Source organism: Bacillus sp. LH1, assembly GCF_057924895.1.
In genome coordinates, this window is sequence record NZ_CM175007.1 from 4,685,390 (window position 1) to 4,699,925 (window position 14,536).

The window sequence follows — 14,536 nt, forward strand, 5'->3', positions numbered from 1 at the left end:
TATGCTTCGTATACTTCGCATCATAGTAGCACTCACTGTGATCGTTATGTCGGCAATTGGATTATATACAGGTCAAAATAATTCTTTACCTCTTTCACAATTTCTATTAGGGGCTTTAATGTTTCTCATCGCATTTGAACAAATAAAGAAAAGGGAATCAGCAACTGGACTTATTTGTATTATTGCCGGTGCTTTCATTTGGATTGTTCTCATTATTACCTACATAAAATAGAGGAGGTCTTTTATGCTAAAATGGGGACGGATTACTTTATCACTTATTGCCTTATCTATAGCAATCTATGGATTTTTTACTGGTAATAGAGAAATAATCCCTTATATGTTCATCTTTTTAGGAGGTATGGCCCTCACCATAAGTTTAGAGGAAATATTAAAACAGCAAACAGGAGGTAGTGTGCTCGCTCTACTAGCAGGAGCCGCTGCTTTATTTATTGGTTTCACAGAAATATTCTAGTAAATGGTCTAAAGGGGGCTATACGATGCTAACTCTAACTATATTACGGATTTTTTTAGCATTTTTCATGCTTCTCTTACTCACTCTAAGCACTTATGTCCATTTTACCGATAATTTTTCACTTCTCCCATACGTACAATTTATTCTCAGTTGTTCCTTTATTCTTCTAGGAATTAATGAGTATCCCGTATTTTTTCGTTTCTAGTCTCATATTCTTCTTTTTAATATCAAACTCTTTCGCTACATGTAGAATAAAATTTCGATCAATTTAGCATTTATAATTATTTTCTCTCAGTAACTATTTCTTTCTACTTAAGGGGGATTCCATGTTAAAAAACATTCAAATTATAATCGCCACTATCGCTCTTTCTCTCGCCCTATTTAGCTTCTTTGCAAACTTCACTATTCTTTTACCTTACGTGTTTATCCTTTTAAGTATTATGTTTATCCTTTTTGGAATTGATGAAATGAAGAAACGGGAAAAAGCAAAAGCATTTGTTTATTTTCTCGGTTCTGCCTTTGTTTTATATGTTGGAGTATCTAATATATTTTCATAAAAAAGAAGAGTATGTTCGCTCTTAGTACAATAAAAAAACTGCCCTTTCACAGGCAGTTTTCCTTTTTATCCAAACACTTTCTCAAGTTCATCTTTATCTTGGCTTAACCAGAAGTTCATTAAGCGTTGCGCTCCTTCTAAGTCGTGAAGCTTCGCTTGACCACATTGTGTTTCATTTGCAGCTGGAATTTCTGTAATTTGAACCGCATCTTTTAATGTTAGTTCTAATAAATCAATGATTTCTCGTACTGTCGGTGTTCCGCTTACTACAAGATAATATCCTGTTTGGCAGCCCATCGGTGAAATATCGATAATATCAAAATGCGGATAACGATCAATATATTTACGTAAATTAAATGCTAATAAATGCTCTAACGTATGAATAACATCTGGTTTCATTGCTTGTTTATTCGGTTGGCAGAAACGAATATCAAATTTATTTACAATACCGTCACTACCTACATTGTGAACTCCGCAATGTCTTACATAAGGTGCCTTTACAATCGTATGATCTAATTCAAAGCTTTCTACTGATGGCATACAACATCTCTCCCGCTTTTAATTTAATTCCGTTATATCCAATATGATATAACGGAAATGCACATTAGTAAAGTATTATGTACAGTCGTGCTATAATACTTTAAGAATATGCTGAAAAGGAGACCGTTATGAAACAGATTTTTATTGGGATTATACGCTTTTATCAAAAATTCATTTCTCCGATGACACCACCAACATGCCGTTTTTATCCGACTTGTTCTCATTACGGATTAGAGGCGTTTCAAAAACATGGTGCACTCAAAGGTTTTTGGCTTACTTGTAAGCGTATATTAAAATGTCACCCTTTCCACCCGGGAGGATTTGATCCTGTCCCAGATAAAAAGGATGACAAAGTAAATTCTTAATTGTCGTAACCATTCACAACTAAATCTAATTTTCCTGTTTCAGGATCGATAACAAGACCGTGAACAGGTACTTCTTCTGGAAGTAACGGATGGTTGCGAAGTATCGATACGCTATGTTCTACACTTTCTTCTACACTAGAGAACCCTTGTAGGAATCTTTCTAAATCGATTCCAGAATAACGGAGTGTATCTAATTTCTCATTTGTTATACCGCGCTCTTTCATCTTCTCAATTGTACTGCTTGCCTGAATTTTTGCCATACCGCAATCGTGGTGACCAACTACACAAACTTCATCAGCACCAAGTTCATATACAGCAACTAAAATACTACGCATAATACTTCCGAATGGATGTGAGATAACAGCTCCTGCTACCTTAATAATTTTCACATCACCGTTACGCATATTCATTGCTTTTGGTAATAATTCAACAAGACGAGTATCCATACAAGAGATAATTACCATTTTTTTATTCGGGAATTTTCCTGTTTCATACTCTTCGTATTTTTTCTCTTCAACAAATTTCTCATTGTACTGCAAAATCTCTTCTAATGACTTCATAGTAAGGAACCCTCTTTTCTCTCATTTACACTACATAAATAGTGTACCAAAATATGAAAAACTCAAAAAGGATATCGCTTTATAGTAAAAATAAGATATTTTCAGATAATCGACATAATTCTTTCAAAATATACACACAGCTTTGTAACAAGTTTCACATACTTTAAACGTATTTTCACTATAAACTGATTGTAGATAATGTAAAAAAGGAGTGAATATTTATTATGTCCGACGTTCTGTTACTGAGTCGTTTTCAATTTGCAATTACTATTTTTTATCACTTTTTATTTGTACCTTTGACAATCGGACTTGTCATTTTAGTAGCATGTATGGAAACTCAATACGCCCGCACATTGAATCCAACATACCGCAAAATGGCAAATTTCTGGGGTAAATTATTTACAATTAACTTCGTAATGGGGATTATAACCGGGATTACAATGGAATTCCAATTTGGAACAAACTGGTCTGAGTACTCCAAATATATGGGAGACATTTTCGGATCACCTCTCGCAATCGAAGCACTTGTTGCCTTCTTCTTAGAATCTACTTTCATGGGAATATGGTTATTCGGTAAAGACAAAATTTCACCAAAGTTCCGTGCCTTCTGCATGTGGATGGTTGCACTTGGAACAAATATTTCCGCCCTTTGGATTATTACAGCAAACGGCTTTATGCAAAACCCTGTTGGCTACGTAGTACGTAACGGCCGCGCTGAATTAAATGATTTCTGGGCACTCGTTACGAATCCATACGCTTGGAATATGTTCTTCCATACTGTAGTTGGTTGTTATATTGTTGGTGCTTTCTTCGTTATGGCAATTAGTGCCTATCACTTATTACGTAAAAATGAAGTTGAATTCTTCAAAAAATCATTTAAGTTCGGCTTAATGTTAGGCTTATTCGCCGCAACAATTACACCGTTTATGGGACATCAATCTGGTGTATCAGCGGCTAAATATCAACCCGCAAAAGGAGCTGCGATGGAAGCAGTTTGGGAAACCGGAAAAGGACAAGGCTTCTCAATTGTTCAAATTCCTGATGTGAAAAACGAGAAGAATTTTGAATTCCTTACGATTCCAAAACTCGGAAGCTTCTTCTATACAAACTCATTTGATGGCGAAATTGTTGGTTTAAAGGATATTCCGAAAGATGAACGTCCAAATGTTAACCTCGTGTATTATAGCTTCCGCTTAATGGTTGCACTCGGTATGTTCTTTATGGCATTAACTTGGTATGGCTTCTATTTAAACCGAAAAGGAAAACTAGAAAACTCAAAACGTTATTTAAAAATTACAATATGGTCTGTCTTACTTCCTTATATTGCGATTAACGCAGGATGGATTGTCGCTGAAGTAGGTCGCCAACCATGGACAGTATATAAACTAATGCGTACAGCAGAATCTGTATCGCCTATATCTGTCCCGCAAATTTGGTTCTCATTAATTAGTTTAATTTTATTCTACACTTTACTTTTAATCGCAGATGTATACTTAATGCTGAAGTTCGCGAAAAAAGGACCTGCCGCATTAGAAGAACCTGCTACTGAGGGAGGTGTGGCTCATGTCTCATGATATGCTTGCAATCATCTGGTTCGGTTTATGGGGCGTGATTTGGACAGTTTACTTCATTCTTGACGGGTATGCACTTGGTAACGGAATGATTTTTCCTTTCGTTACGAAAGATCGACAAGAACGAAATCAATTACAAGAAGCAATTGGCCCGTTCTGGGGCGGTAATGAAGTATGGTTAATTACAGCTGGTGGCGCAACATTTGCTGCCTTCCCAGTCACATATGCTAATATGTTTAGTTATTTATATACACCGTTATTCTTAGTATTACTTGCACTATTTGCTCGTGCCGCTGGACTGGAATTCATGCATAAAGATGATTCACCAATTTGGCAAAAAACTTGTAAATGGGCATTTGCAATTGGCAGTTTCTTAATCGCCTTTTTATTCGGTGTTACATTTGCTAACTTGTATTACGGACTACAAATCGGAAAAAATGGCTATGAAGGAAATTTACTTAGCTTACTAAACCATTACGGTATTTTAGGAGGGTTGTTCTTCACTGCTATATTTGTCGTATCCGGTGCCCTTTGGGTCATGATTAAAACGACTGGTGAAGTATCTGATCGTGCTTATAAAATCGCAAGGCCATTTTCAATGGCAGCTGCTATCATTTTAGCTATCTTCTATGTAGCGACTGCTAATCGAACAAACTTATTCCAAAACTTTACGGAATATCCGGTACTATTCATTCTTCCAGTACTTGCAATGCTAATGAGTGTACTCGCACTAATTATGGTGTACAAACATAAAATTGGCCTTGCCTTCACATTCGTTTGCCTAACAATCGCAATGTTTATGACAACTGGCTTTGCAGGTATGTTCCCAAGAATGTTACCATCTCGTATTAACGATGCATACAGTACAACGTTATACAACGCAGCCGGTAGTCAATTAAACTTAAAAATTATGTTCTTCGTTGCAATGGTCATGGTACCAATCGTTATTGGATATCAGCTTTGGAGCTACAGTATATTTAAAAATAAAATTCATAAAGACTCTGCTAAAGGGTATCACTAAGGTAAAAAAAGACACTTCATTTGAAGTGTCTTTTTTATACGTATGATTTTCGATAAGATGTTATATTTCTAATCTAACAACTATACTACAGAAGAATCATTAACAGCTCACAGCTAGATTGTATCATAGGGCAATTTCATCATTTTATGCAATTTTACATACTGTACTATAAAGTAAACTGTATCCCCTGATCATTCGCATCATTATCCCATACATCAGCTGTACTAATCCCGCTAAACGTTTGTACTTTCATTCCTGTATTTGATGATCCCGATCCATTATAAGCCTTCGTCTTTTCAATCGGCTGTACGTTATATTTGTCACCTACATTAATTGTTCCATTGCAGTTTTCAATAATAACACCTTCCACAACTGCCGGCATTTTGTCACCCACTTTCATTTCTTTACTTTTATTTTATGAAAATCGCCTAGAAAAATAGCATGTTTCAATAAGAAAAAGCACTCAATTTGAGTGCTTTTTCTTTAAGCATAAAGACAAGTTTGGAGACAGTTGACTTCTTCAAAATTTTATTAGGGGTAATATTTTGAAAAAGAAAGCCTTTCATATGTAGGTTAACACCACTGGAATATATAGTAAATTGATAATATTTATACGGAAGATTGCTAATGTTTAGTATAGATAGTTTACACTATGCTAACAGTGTAAACTATCTATACTAATAAAAAAAGGTGCCTTCAAAAAAGACACCTTTCAAAAACAGACACTATAAAACAGAATTATTTATTGTTATACGATTGTTAGATACAAAAAGTAGAGGGAAATGTTTGTATGAAATTCTGCTTTATAAAGTCTGTCTACAACTTATATTGTAATCCTCTTCATTTGAAAAAAAATATAATATGCACAATTGCATACAAAAAGAAAAAGCACTCTACTGAGTGCCTTTTCAACCATTTTACTTTTAATATATCGCTTTGAATATATTGTAACATACGTATCTATATATTTTATTGAGAAAATTCAAAATCCTTTTTCTTTCATTTTCACTTATAAAATCATGTAATATAAAAGGTATGTCAAATTCTTATACAAGTTGAGGTGTACTATATTTATGATGTATTTCGGAATTATTCCTCTTATATTATTTATTATTTTTCTTATCTCATATTTAAAAGATCCGCGAAAAATAATAAACGGCTTTTTATTTAATGCCTTTATCTGTTTTTTCCTTCTTTTTTGTGTGATTGTATCATTGAACTCAGATAGTGATGTCCTACGCTACATTATATTTTTACCTTTTTTAGCACTTCTCATTATGCTTCCTTTCGGTATTGTTGCTTTAATGTTTGGGCTATTTCTTAATGCTAGAATTTTAATGAAGCGAGAAGGACGACGGTTCACTAACTGTTTAACACTCCTTGCTGCTTTAGGGATGTTATTCTTTATGTTACTCCCTATTATAAATCCAGCAAGTTTGGTTTCATCGCATTTAGAGCCTATTTTTGCAGCTATTTCTCTTATAAGCATATATTTCTTTATACACTTATCTAACTTCTTAAGTGCATATTTTTTATACCAATTCAACAGACCAAGACGTAATCAAGATTTCATCATCGTTCTTGGTAGCGGCTTAATTAATGATAAAGTACCACCTTTACTTGCAAGCCGCATTAATAAAGCGATTGACTTCTATTGGAAACAAGCCGCTGTTAATACACCACCAACAATTATTTTTTCTGGTGGACAAGGTCCAGATGAAGGTCTTCCAGAAGCGGAAGCGATGCAAAGTTACGCTGTTGAAAAAGGAATTCCTCTTGAACATACAGTCCAGGAAAATCGCTCTGTAAACACATATCAAAATATGCTGTTCTCTAAAGAAATTATGGATTCTTTAAAACCAGAAGGTAAATATAAAAGTATTTTTACAACGAATAATTTCCACCTTTTCCGTGCTGGTATATATGCAAGACAAGCCGGTCTTAATAGCCAAGGAATCGGATCAAAAACTGCATTTTATTACTGGCCTAACGCAATGATCCGTGAATATGTTGCGATTGTCGTAATGGGACGCAAGCGCCATATGAAAATATGTGGAACTATTTTAGGTTTCGCTTTATTCGTATCAGTACTTAGTTTTATATTTTCTTAATAGCATCCCATCCTTTGAAAGGATGGGATTTCTTATACTGATTTCAAAAATATTTTAAAGATAATATGGTGATAATATTCCCTGCATACATCCATTAAAGGAGAATTTTTTCAAATTAAATGTTAAAATAAAATTTAGGTGTGAATTACGTAACAAATAAGAAACTAGTTTGAAACGAGGAAATTACATGGAGAAAATTATCAAAAACAAGCCCAATAAGCTAAGAATTGCTTCAAAAGCTTTGATGATTATTATTGGGGCATTTATCACAGCGTACGGATTAGAAGCAGTATTAATTCCAAATAACGTATCAGACGGTGGTGTAACTGGTTTAAGTATCGTTAGTTCAAGATTATTTGGATTGCCATTAGGAGCTCTAATCGCAGTTATTAACATTCCTTTCGTTTGGTTAGGGTATAAGCAAATCGGTAAAAGCTTTGCGATTTATTCTATTATCGGAATTGCTTCATTAGCAGTAGGTACCGTTGTCATGCACGGAATACCAGCTATTATTGAAGGCGATACATTATTAGTTACAGTTGTTGGTGGTATTATCATCGGTTTTGGTATGGGACTAGCATTACGTAACGGTGGGGCATTAGATGGAATCGATATGCTTGCTGTATTGCTTTCTCGTAAGTTACCATTTGGAACGAGTGACCTTATTTTATTCTTAAACATGTTCGTATTTATTTTCGTATCAACGGTATTCGGCCTGCAAGGAGCTATCCTTTCGGCAATTGCTTACTTTATCGCTTCGAAAGTGATTCATATCGTTGAAGTTGGTTTAAGTGGTTCAAAAGCATTTAAAATTATTACAAAAGAGCCTGAATTAATGGTAGAAACAATTCGCGATCGTTTAGGCCGAAGTGCAACATATAACGAAGTATACGGTGGTTATTCAAGAGAGAAGTTTAAAGAAATTTCATGTGTAATTAACCGTTTAGAAGAAAGTAAAATGAAAGAACTTATTAATGAAATCGATCCACACGCCTTTATTACAGTTTATGACGTAGCAGAAGTAAAAGGCGGTAACTTTAAGAAACGTGATATTCATTAATCGTTATGAAAAAGAGGGTGTGCCAAAATTTTGGCACACCCTCTTTTTATTATTAAGTTGCTATCGTTGTCAGTTTTTGTCGGTAAGTCGATATATTTCAATAATCGCTGATATATTTTTACTTCCTCCCTTATGCCTAAATCGTACCACATGAGAGGAATTAATTCCCATAACAAAAAAAGACCAAAAAGCAAATTCCACTTTTCGGTCTCTACACTATCTTCTCTTCGTAATTTTTCCTGAACCACCGACCCTCGTTTTCGGAGGAGATGTATTCCTTGGCGGCGTTTTAATAGATGATTTTGGCTTCACATCTGATCCGCTTGAACCGCCTGGTGTTTTTGTAATTTTACCCTTGCTTCCAGTAGAAGGTGGGGGCGTCGTATTACTTCCTTTTTCAGTAATACTTCCCTTATCACCTACTGATGGTTTCGAATCTACATTATCGCCTCGCTTAATGATAGACCCTTTCCCTTCCTTCGTAATTGGAGGTGGGGTTTTCTTTTCTTCTTTTGTAGGTGGTCTCTCTGGAATAACTGGTTTATGATTTTGTCTATCGTTATATCCTCGATAATCACCGTATGATGATTTTCGTGAGCCGAATATATCGTTTAATATGCTACCCATAATATATCCTTGCAAGAAGGACGGTTGGTAATTTTGACGGACAAATTCTTTATTACTTATTTCAATTAACGTATCAGATGGTTTCTCTTTATCCTTTTGCAGGTTATAAATCTTATCAGAATAAACGAGGAACATTTGATTTTCGTCTTCTTTAGATGCTTGCTGCGGTTCTCTTTCATTAATGAGTTCCTTTGCGACTTCAGGAACTGACCGATTGGCGGCCCTATACACGTAAGATTCTTGTTTACCTTCCTTGGCAACAGATTCAAGTGGATAACGGTCTTGAATCGACTTTGTCTGCCCGCCTTGACAACCTGATAAGGCATAACCAGCAACAACAAGTAATATAACGATAGCAAGTATAGGGATCACAAACGATTTAATCATGGTAAACAATCGGTTTGACATGATTACGCCCCCTTACGTTGCTCTTATAATTTGTACATCAGCAGGAATGATTGCTTCTCCCTCATACATCATTGTGCGACCATTTTGCCATTCAATACGCAATAATTTTCGATTATCTGATTGGAATTCCCATATATACTGTTCTTCTGAAGCTGAGAATGGAGTTTTTCCCATCACAACAACACGTCCGTTATATTGTTCTTCCATATGATACTCGGTATCATCCATTTCAATTGTCGTCGGAATTTCATCAATTGAATCTAAGCGACCATCAATTGGAGTATATAATTTGTAATACGTATTTTCTCGGTCTTCAATTTTTAAATAACGAATATCTTTTCCATCTTGCAATGTCAAAACAATTTCCTTACGCGAATGCATACTCGTTTTCCCAATTAATTCATACATAACTAATGAAACTTCAATCATATCGCCAGGAGCTAACGTTAAAAGACTCTTTTCCGGCTTCGGTGGCTCTGGGCTTTTCATTATATTTTTAATTCGTTTAAATAAACTCATGATCTACCCCTCCTTTTCTCTTTATAAACAAGCACCTAAAATTAGTGCACCAACAATATGTAATGATCCGGCTAACATCGCATGTGCAACGCTACCTTCTTTCGTACCTTCTTCTAAATCAAGACCAGACATTTTCTTTAATACGAATTCGATAAACATTTCTACCACTAATAAAATAACGAAAGAAACTGCTGATGCAAGAAGTGCTTGCCATAAATCATTTGCTTTCGTTATCGATTGAGATAAAATGTACCCTTGTGCAAATAATTTCATAATAAAACGAGTTGTTACAGCTGTATTTCCATTTTTGATTTCTTTTAAATCATTGTATTTTGTAAAAATTGAATCAACCCACATAATTGCAAATAAAAGTACTGCACTCGCTCCAGTCCATACAAGCATGGCAACTACATTCATCCATGTCATTGCAAAACCTCCTCTAAAATATAATAGAAAACCGACATGAATATATTTAGACATGTCGGTTCATTTGTCTTTATTCTATATTATTTCTCATACTGCTTCATAATACGAGCTAATTCATCGTCAACAGCAGAATTTTTGTTTAAGCTTGCGAATTCATCATCTAATGATTTTTCTTTCTTATAAACTTCACCGCTTGCTTCCGCTTCAGCCTCTAATTGAAGGGCTTTCTCTTCCATACGGCTTAAACCAGCTTTTGCTGAATTTGAATCAAATCCAGACATCGCCTGATTAATATTTTTCTGTGCTTTCGCAGCATTTACACGTGCTACAAGTGTTTCACGTTTATTTTTCAGCTCTGTTAATTGCTTACGCATTTCTTCTAGCTTTAGGCGCAGGTTATCAGCAGCAGCTTTATTTTGCTCGTAGCTTGCTTTATACTCATTCATTTTTTGCTCTGCATTTTGTTTTTCTTCTAATGCACGACGCGCAAGATCTAAGTTATTAGCTTGAACAGCCATATGAGCCTGCTCTTCACGTTTTTTCACAAGTGCTTCTTGCTCTTCAAATAATATTTTGAATTTCTTCTCAAGTGCGATTTGAGCTGCTACACTTTTCTCAGCCTCTTGTACATCGGCTTGCATATCGCGTAAATATTGATCAGTCATCTTAACTGGATCTTCCGCTTTTTCAATTAACGAATACACATTCGACATTGTTAAATCTCTTAATCGTTTAAATACAGACATCTAAATTCCTCCTATGATATACCTCATATTTCAAATTCACTACTTGGAAAACTGAAAAATCTCCCTTTACAGTAAAGAATATTCATTTTACAGCCTATGTGTTTATTATAACAAAACTAATATGTCCTTACATGTTATTTCCAAAATACATCCATTATAATATGACATTCTATATACAATATTGTATTTCTAATATATTCTCATTATCCCTCTTTGAAATTAACTTACTTTTGTGCAATTTCACTAAATTACATAAGTGTAATGTTACTGTAAGCTAACTCGATAGTTGCATTCCGATATTTCTTATACACTAATACCAGAAGCAACAAACAAGCTTCTTCACATGTAAGCACTAATACAAAAATTGTATTTACTATAAAACATATAAAAGGAGAAATCATCATGAAAAAATTAATAGGAATCGGATTAGCAGCAGCAATTTCACTTGGAGCATTATCAGGTTGTTCTTTATTAGGAGAGAAAGCGAACGGCTTTGTACTGTACGGATCAGAAGAACAAGTTCAGCAAATTACAGATAAAAACAAAAAAGAAGTGAAAGAAAAAGACTTCTATAAAATGAAAATGACAACATTAGATGGTAAAAAAGTTCTTGTAATGGATAAGAAAACTGGTGAAGAACTAGTGAAAAAAGAGTTACTTAGCAAAATTGATGAAAAAGACAACACGAAACCACTTGATAAATTACCAGCTGTAACAACAGAACAAGGTGTATTATTTGCAAAAGAAAAAGTAGAAAATGCTGCACTTGATGGGGCAAAATTAAAATATGAAGGCAACACAATTATCGGAAGTGGTCGTGCATATACAGATATGTATGCGATTGTCGATGACGCAACTTACAGCAATGTAAAAGGTGATGAAAAATCTGTAGGTGTATTAAAATTTGATAAAGACCCAAGTAAAGAATTCCCTGGTTACAAAGGCGTAGAAGCTTCTCAACTTGTAAAAATTAAAAAGTAAAACAAAAAAGCTTTGCGAAATTCGCAAAGCTTTTTTCTATTTATTATGAGCAATTTGCTCCATATCCGGGCTACAAGTTTGCGACTGACATGACTTATTTAAAGAACATGCCGCGCATTTTCCTTTTTTACTTCTCTTTACAAAATTAACTAACGTATATGCTGCATAACCAAAAATGATAGCTCCAATTATAATATTGACCATCATCACAATACATCTCCTTCTAGAATCCGAGTAAGGATCCAACTTGGTATATAATGAGCGTTAATACATAAGCAACTACGAGTGGATAAACGACTGAGAAAATCGTCCACTTCGCTGATCCTGTTTCACGTTTAATAACAGCTACCGTCGCTAAACACGGAACATATAATAAAATAAAGAACATAAATGCATAAGCTGATAATGCTGTATAATGTGCTCCCATTACATTTCCAAGCACATCTTCTTTAACTGCATAAATAATTGCCATTGTAGAAACGACAACTTCCTTCGCTAAAAATCCTGTTAAAAGGGATGCTGCAGCTTGCCACGTTCCGAAGCCGAGCGGTGCAAATAGTGGTGCGATAAATCCACCAATCATCGCTAAGTAACTGTCTCCCATATCAACGCCAAATCCTGATGGACCTGCATAGTTTAATAACCAAATGACAACCGAACCACCAAAGATGAATGTACCAGCTTTACGAACAAATCCTTTTCCTTTCTCCCACGTGCTTAGCCATAATGTTTTTGCTTGTGGCACACGGTAAGGCGGTAATTCAATTACGAAAATAGACTTTTCCGCTTTCAAAATTGTAAGAGACATAATTTTTGTAACTAATAACGCAAGAACAATCCCTGCAACATATAAAGAAAATACAACAGTCGCCTGACTATGCGGGAAAAATACGCCCGCAAATAATGCATATACAGGTAATCGTGCTGAACAAGACATAAATGGTGTTACTAAAATGGTAAGTAAACGTTCTTTTTCCTGTTCAATCGTTCTCGCAGCCATGATACCTGGAACGTTACATCCAAAACCGATAATCATCGGAATAAAAGCTTTTCCGTTTAAGCCGAAAAACTCCATAATTCTATCCATAACAACTGCAATTCGCGCCATATACCCTGAGTCTTCTAATAATGAAATAAAAAAGAATAGTGCAAAGATTTGTGGTACGAATACTAATACAGCACCAACACCGGCAATAATACCTTCTGTAACTAGTGCTTGAATAAAATCAGAAGCTCCAATACTTGTAAGTCCAGCCGTCACCCAATCCGTAAGCTGGCCACCAAAAAACTCATCTAACATATCCGATAAAGGTGTACCAATCCACGTAAACGTAACCTGAAAAATAAAAAACATAACTGCTAAAAAGATTGGAAGTCCTAAAATTTTATGTGTAATTAATCTATCAATTTTTTCTGAAAAAGGAATTTTTCCTTCTTTCTCATGCTTCATAACATTTGTTTTTAACTTTTCAATATACGCTTCACGAGTTTTGTAAATGTGCTCTTCTAACGTACAATCAAGTCTTCCTTCTAAGCGAGATCGAATGGCTATGAGTTCCTTATAAATTGGTAATGCTTTCATTTCTTTTTCTACTACTTCGTTATTGCTTAAAAATTGAAGTGCTAACCATCTCGGATGCTCGTAATTCGCTGTCTCTAAAAGAGCAATTACTTCTCCAATTCCTTCATCCATTTGTACACCATATGAAATAAGGAATGGCTTTTTCTCTTTTTTGTCATTTTCTTTAAGAGTCGTAAGCAGTTCTTCACAGCCTTTTCCACTTCTTGCAACAACAGGAACGACTGTTACACCTAATAGCTCTGATAATCGTTTTACATCAATGACAATTCCTCTTTGCTTCGCCACATCAACCATGTTTAAACCAATTGAGACTGGCTTACCAAATTCAAGTAACTGCAACGTTAAATGCATATTTCTTTCAAACTGCGAGGAATCTACGATATTTAACATATGATTAAATTCTTCTGTTAATAGAAAGTTTGTTACAACACCTTCATCACGTGAAACTGGATTTAAATCATAAACACCTGGTAAATCAATTAATGTTCCTTGTCTATCTTTTAATTTACCAACCTTTTTTTCTACTGTTACACCGCTCCAGTTTCCTACGTATTCATAAGAACCAGTAAGTGCATTAAATAATGATGTCTTCCCTGTATTCGGATTCCCTAGCAAAGCTACCTTATTCACGCTAATTCCACCTTTATCATTTTCGCGTCACAATGACGAATACTAATTAACTGTCCACGACACTCCAATGTACAAGGACCTTTGAACATCGCTTTCTGTTTCAGGCGAAGTTCGCTTCCTTCAGCAAGACCGAAAGCAGCTAGTCTACGCTTTAATAGCTGATCTAAAGACTGAATACTTTTTACTAACACTTTCTCTCCAATTTTAATATCTACTAAGCTCATAACCTTCCCCCTCAGAAGAGAATGATAATTATTTTCAAAAAAATTATACCACACCCAATTTCTCTTGTACTATACCCTTTTGCTTCATATTTATTAACATTTCGCTACAATTCTATTTCAATTATTGTCATACTGTA

At 34.9% G+C, this 14,536-nt stretch carries 19 protein-coding genes; 9 read left to right on the forward strand and 10 right to left on the reverse strand.

Features of this window, described 5'->3' with window-relative positions:
- Position 1: 1 nt before the first annotated feature.
- From ACX9TM_RS24260 to ACX9TM_RS24270, 3 genes are all read left to right on the forward strand, one after another.
- Positions 2-232, forward strand: a complete 231-nt coding sequence (locus tag ACX9TM_RS24260; protein WP_000944458.1) for a DUF3953 domain-containing protein — start codon at positions 2-4, stop codon at positions 230-232.
- A 12-nt stretch (positions 233-244) separates the two neighbouring features.
- The gene (locus ACX9TM_RS24265; RefSeq protein ID WP_000922253.1) at positions 245-472 is read left to right on the forward strand and encodes a DUF3953 domain-containing protein; all 228 of its coding nucleotides are present in this window, start codon (positions 245-247) and stop codon (positions 470-472) included.
- Between the two features lie 326 nt (positions 473-798).
- Complete coding sequence (locus ACX9TM_RS24270; RefSeq protein WP_000916668.1) at positions 799-1,029, forward strand: YczI family protein; 231 nt, start codon at positions 799-801, stop codon at positions 1,027-1,029.
- Positions 1,030-1,094: 65 nt separating this feature from the next.
- Here the strand turns inward: ACX9TM_RS24270 and luxS are convergent, their stop codons facing one another.
- Positions 1,095-1,568 carry an S-ribosylhomocysteine lyase LuxS gene (luxS, locus tag ACX9TM_RS24275; RefSeq protein ID WP_001141371.1) on the reverse strand — a complete coding sequence of 158 codons (474 nt, stop codon included), beginning with the start codon at positions 1,566-1,568 and terminating at the stop codon, positions 1,095-1,097.
- Between the two features lie 128 nt (positions 1,569-1,696).
- Between luxS and yidD the strand changes: the two genes are divergently transcribed.
- Positions 1,697-1,933 carry a membrane protein insertion efficiency factor YidD gene (gene yidD, locus ACX9TM_RS24280; protein WP_000809334.1) on the forward strand — a complete coding sequence of 79 codons (237 nt, stop codon included), beginning with the start codon at positions 1,697-1,699 and terminating at the stop codon, positions 1,931-1,933.
- On the opposite strand, the gene ACX9TM_RS24285 is transcribed toward yidD, so the two are convergent.
- Positions 1,930-2,493, reverse strand: coding sequence for a beta-class carbonic anhydrase (locus ACX9TM_RS24285; RefSeq protein ID WP_000838169.1), 564 nt, complete (start codon positions 2,491-2,493; stop codon positions 1,930-1,932). The genes yidD and ACX9TM_RS24285 overlap by 4 nt on opposite strands.
- 224 nt (positions 2,494-2,717) lie before the next feature.
- Here ACX9TM_RS24285 and cydA point away from each other — a divergent pair, with 224 nt between their 5' ends.
- A complete protein-coding gene (gene cydA / locus ACX9TM_RS24290; protein ID WP_001286188.1) occupies positions 2,718-4,067 on the forward strand; it encodes a cytochrome ubiquinol oxidase subunit I in 1,350 nt (449 codons plus the stop codon).
- On the forward strand, positions 4,057-5,085 hold the full coding sequence (gene cydB, locus ACX9TM_RS24295; RefSeq protein WP_000017662.1) for a cytochrome d ubiquinol oxidase subunit II: 1,029 nt from the start codon (positions 4,057-4,059) through the stop codon (positions 5,083-5,085). Before cydA ends, cydB begins: the two co-directional genes overlap by 11 nt.
- Positions 5,086-5,251: 166 nt before the next feature.
- On the opposite strand, the gene ACX9TM_RS24300 is transcribed toward cydB, so the two are convergent.
- On the reverse strand, positions 5,252-5,485 hold the full coding sequence (locus ACX9TM_RS24300; protein WP_002001299.1) for a spore germination protein: 234 nt from the start codon (positions 5,483-5,485) through the stop codon (positions 5,252-5,254).
- Positions 5,486-6,158: 673 nt separating this feature from the next.
- Between ACX9TM_RS24300 and ACX9TM_RS24305 the strand changes: the two genes are divergently transcribed.
- Together ACX9TM_RS24305 and ACX9TM_RS24310 are read left to right on the forward strand one after the other, a co-directional pair.
- Complete coding sequence (locus tag ACX9TM_RS24305; protein WP_000990094.1) at positions 6,159-7,196, forward strand: YdcF family protein; 1,038 nt, start codon at positions 6,159-6,161, stop codon at positions 7,194-7,196.
- 187 nt (positions 7,197-7,383) lie between these two features.
- Positions 7,384-8,256: a YitT family protein gene (locus ACX9TM_RS24310; RefSeq protein ID WP_000411246.1), complete on the forward strand. Its 873-nt coding sequence runs from the start codon at positions 7,384-7,386 to the stop codon at positions 8,254-8,256.
- A 216-nt stretch (positions 8,257-8,472) separates the two neighbouring features.
- Here ACX9TM_RS24310 and ACX9TM_RS24315 read toward each other — a convergent pair whose 3' ends face one another.
- From ACX9TM_RS24315 to ACX9TM_RS24330, 4 genes are all read right to left on the reverse strand, one after another.
- Complete coding sequence (locus tag ACX9TM_RS24315; RefSeq protein ID WP_000071199.1) at positions 8,473-9,291, reverse strand: DUF4247 domain-containing protein; 819 nt, start codon at positions 9,289-9,291, stop codon at positions 8,473-8,475.
- Positions 9,292-9,303: 12 nt separating this feature from the next.
- Positions 9,304-9,810, reverse strand: a complete 507-nt coding sequence (locus ACX9TM_RS24320) for a DUF4178 domain-containing protein (protein WP_000051745.1) — start codon at positions 9,808-9,810, stop codon at positions 9,304-9,306.
- A 21-nt stretch (positions 9,811-9,831) separates the two neighbouring features.
- Positions 9,832-10,236: a DUF350 domain-containing protein gene (locus ACX9TM_RS24325; RefSeq protein WP_000220087.1), complete on the reverse strand. Its 405-nt coding sequence runs from the start codon at positions 10,234-10,236 to the stop codon at positions 9,832-9,834.
- Positions 10,237-10,316: 80 nt separating this feature from the next.
- The gene (locus ACX9TM_RS24330; RefSeq protein ID WP_000110281.1) at positions 10,317-10,982 is read right to left on the reverse strand and encodes a PspA/IM30 family protein; all 666 of its coding nucleotides are present in this window, start codon (positions 10,980-10,982) and stop codon (positions 10,317-10,319) included.
- 402 nt (positions 10,983-11,384) lie between these two features.
- Between ACX9TM_RS24330 and ACX9TM_RS24335 the strand changes: the two genes are divergently transcribed.
- Entirely contained in the window at positions 11,385-11,963 is a 579-nt protein-coding gene (locus ACX9TM_RS24335) for a lipoprotein BA_5634 family protein (protein ID WP_065382044.1), read from the forward strand.
- 36 nt (positions 11,964-11,999) lie between these two features.
- Here ACX9TM_RS24335 and ACX9TM_RS24340 read toward each other — a convergent pair whose 3' ends face one another.
- The 3 genes from ACX9TM_RS24340 to ACX9TM_RS24350 are packed head-to-tail and all read right to left on the reverse strand — an operon-like array spanning position 12,000 to position 14,399.
- Positions 12,000-12,170: a FeoB-associated Cys-rich membrane protein gene (locus tag ACX9TM_RS24340; RefSeq protein ID WP_000989598.1), complete on the reverse strand. Its 171-nt coding sequence runs from the start codon at positions 12,168-12,170 to the stop codon at positions 12,000-12,002.
- A gap of 16 nt (positions 12,171-12,186) precedes the next feature.
- A complete protein-coding gene (gene feoB / locus ACX9TM_RS24345; protein WP_001044840.1) occupies positions 12,187-14,175 on the reverse strand; it encodes a ferrous iron transport protein B in 1,989 nt (662 codons plus the stop codon).
- Positions 14,172-14,399 (reverse strand): FeoA family protein, encoded by a 228-nt coding sequence (locus tag ACX9TM_RS24350; RefSeq protein ID WP_000060512.1) that lies wholly within the window; start codon positions 14,397-14,399, stop codon positions 14,172-14,174. The genes feoB and ACX9TM_RS24350 overlap by 4 nt, the downstream gene beginning before the upstream one ends.
- Positions 14,400-14,536: the final 137 nt, after the last annotated feature.

Bases quoted from the DNA above. Each gene is read 5' to 3' on its own strand.
- ACX9TM_RS24260 (WP_000944458.1), top strand. From the start codon at position 2: ATGCTTCGTATACTTCGCATCATAGTAGCACTCACTGTGATCGTTATG.
- ACX9TM_RS24265 (WP_000922253.1), top strand. From the start codon at position 245: ATGCTAAAATGGGGACGGATTACTTTATCACTTATTGCCTTATCTATA.
- ACX9TM_RS24270 (WP_000916668.1), top strand. From the start codon at position 799: ATGTTAAAAAACATTCAAATTATAATCGCCACTATCGCTCTTTCTCTC.
- luxS (WP_001141371.1), bottom strand. From the start codon at position 1,568: ATGCCATCAGTAGAAAGCTTTGAATTAGATCATACGATTGTAAAGGCA.
- yidD (WP_000809334.1), top strand. From the start codon at position 1,697: ATGAAACAGATTTTTATTGGGATTATACGCTTTTATCAAAAATTCATT.
- ACX9TM_RS24285 (WP_000838169.1), bottom strand. From the start codon at position 2,493: ATGAAGTCATTAGAAGAGATTTTGCAGTACAATGAGAAATTTGTTGAA.
- cydA (WP_001286188.1), top strand. From the start codon at position 2,718: ATGTCCGACGTTCTGTTACTGAGTCGTTTTCAATTTGCAATTACTATT.
- cydB (WP_000017662.1), top strand. From the start codon at position 4,057: ATGTCTCATGATATGCTTGCAATCATCTGGTTCGGTTTATGGGGCGTG.
- ACX9TM_RS24300 (WP_002001299.1), bottom strand. From the start codon at position 5,485: ATGAAAGTGGGTGACAAAATGCCGGCAGTTGTGGAAGGTGTTATTATT.
- ACX9TM_RS24305 (WP_000990094.1), top strand. From the start codon at position 6,159: ATGATGTATTTCGGAATTATTCCTCTTATATTATTTATTATTTTTCTT.
- ACX9TM_RS24310 (WP_000411246.1), top strand. From the start codon at position 7,384: ATGGAGAAAATTATCAAAAACAAGCCCAATAAGCTAAGAATTGCTTCA.
- ACX9TM_RS24315 (WP_000071199.1), bottom strand. From the start codon at position 9,291: ATGTCAAACCGATTGTTTACCATGATTAAATCGTTTGTGATCCCTATA.
- ACX9TM_RS24320 (WP_000051745.1), bottom strand. From the start codon at position 9,810: ATGAGTTTATTTAAACGAATTAAAAATATAATGAAAAGCCCAGAGCCA.
- ACX9TM_RS24325 (WP_000220087.1), bottom strand. From the start codon at position 10,236: ATGACATGGATGAATGTAGTTGCCATGCTTGTATGGACTGGAGCGAGT.
- ACX9TM_RS24330 (WP_000110281.1), bottom strand. From the start codon at position 10,982: ATGTCTGTATTTAAACGATTAAGAGATTTAACAATGTCGAATGTGTAT.
- ACX9TM_RS24335 (WP_065382044.1), top strand. From the start codon at position 11,385: ATGAAAAAATTAATAGGAATCGGATTAGCAGCAGCAATTTCACTTGGA.
- ACX9TM_RS24340 (WP_000989598.1), bottom strand. From the start codon at position 12,170: ATGATGGTCAATATTATAATTGGAGCTATCATTTTTGGTTATGCAGCA.
- ACX9TM_RS24350 (WP_000060512.1), bottom strand. From the start codon at position 14,399: ATGAGCTTAGTAGATATTAAAATTGGAGAGAAAGTGTTAGTAAAAAGT.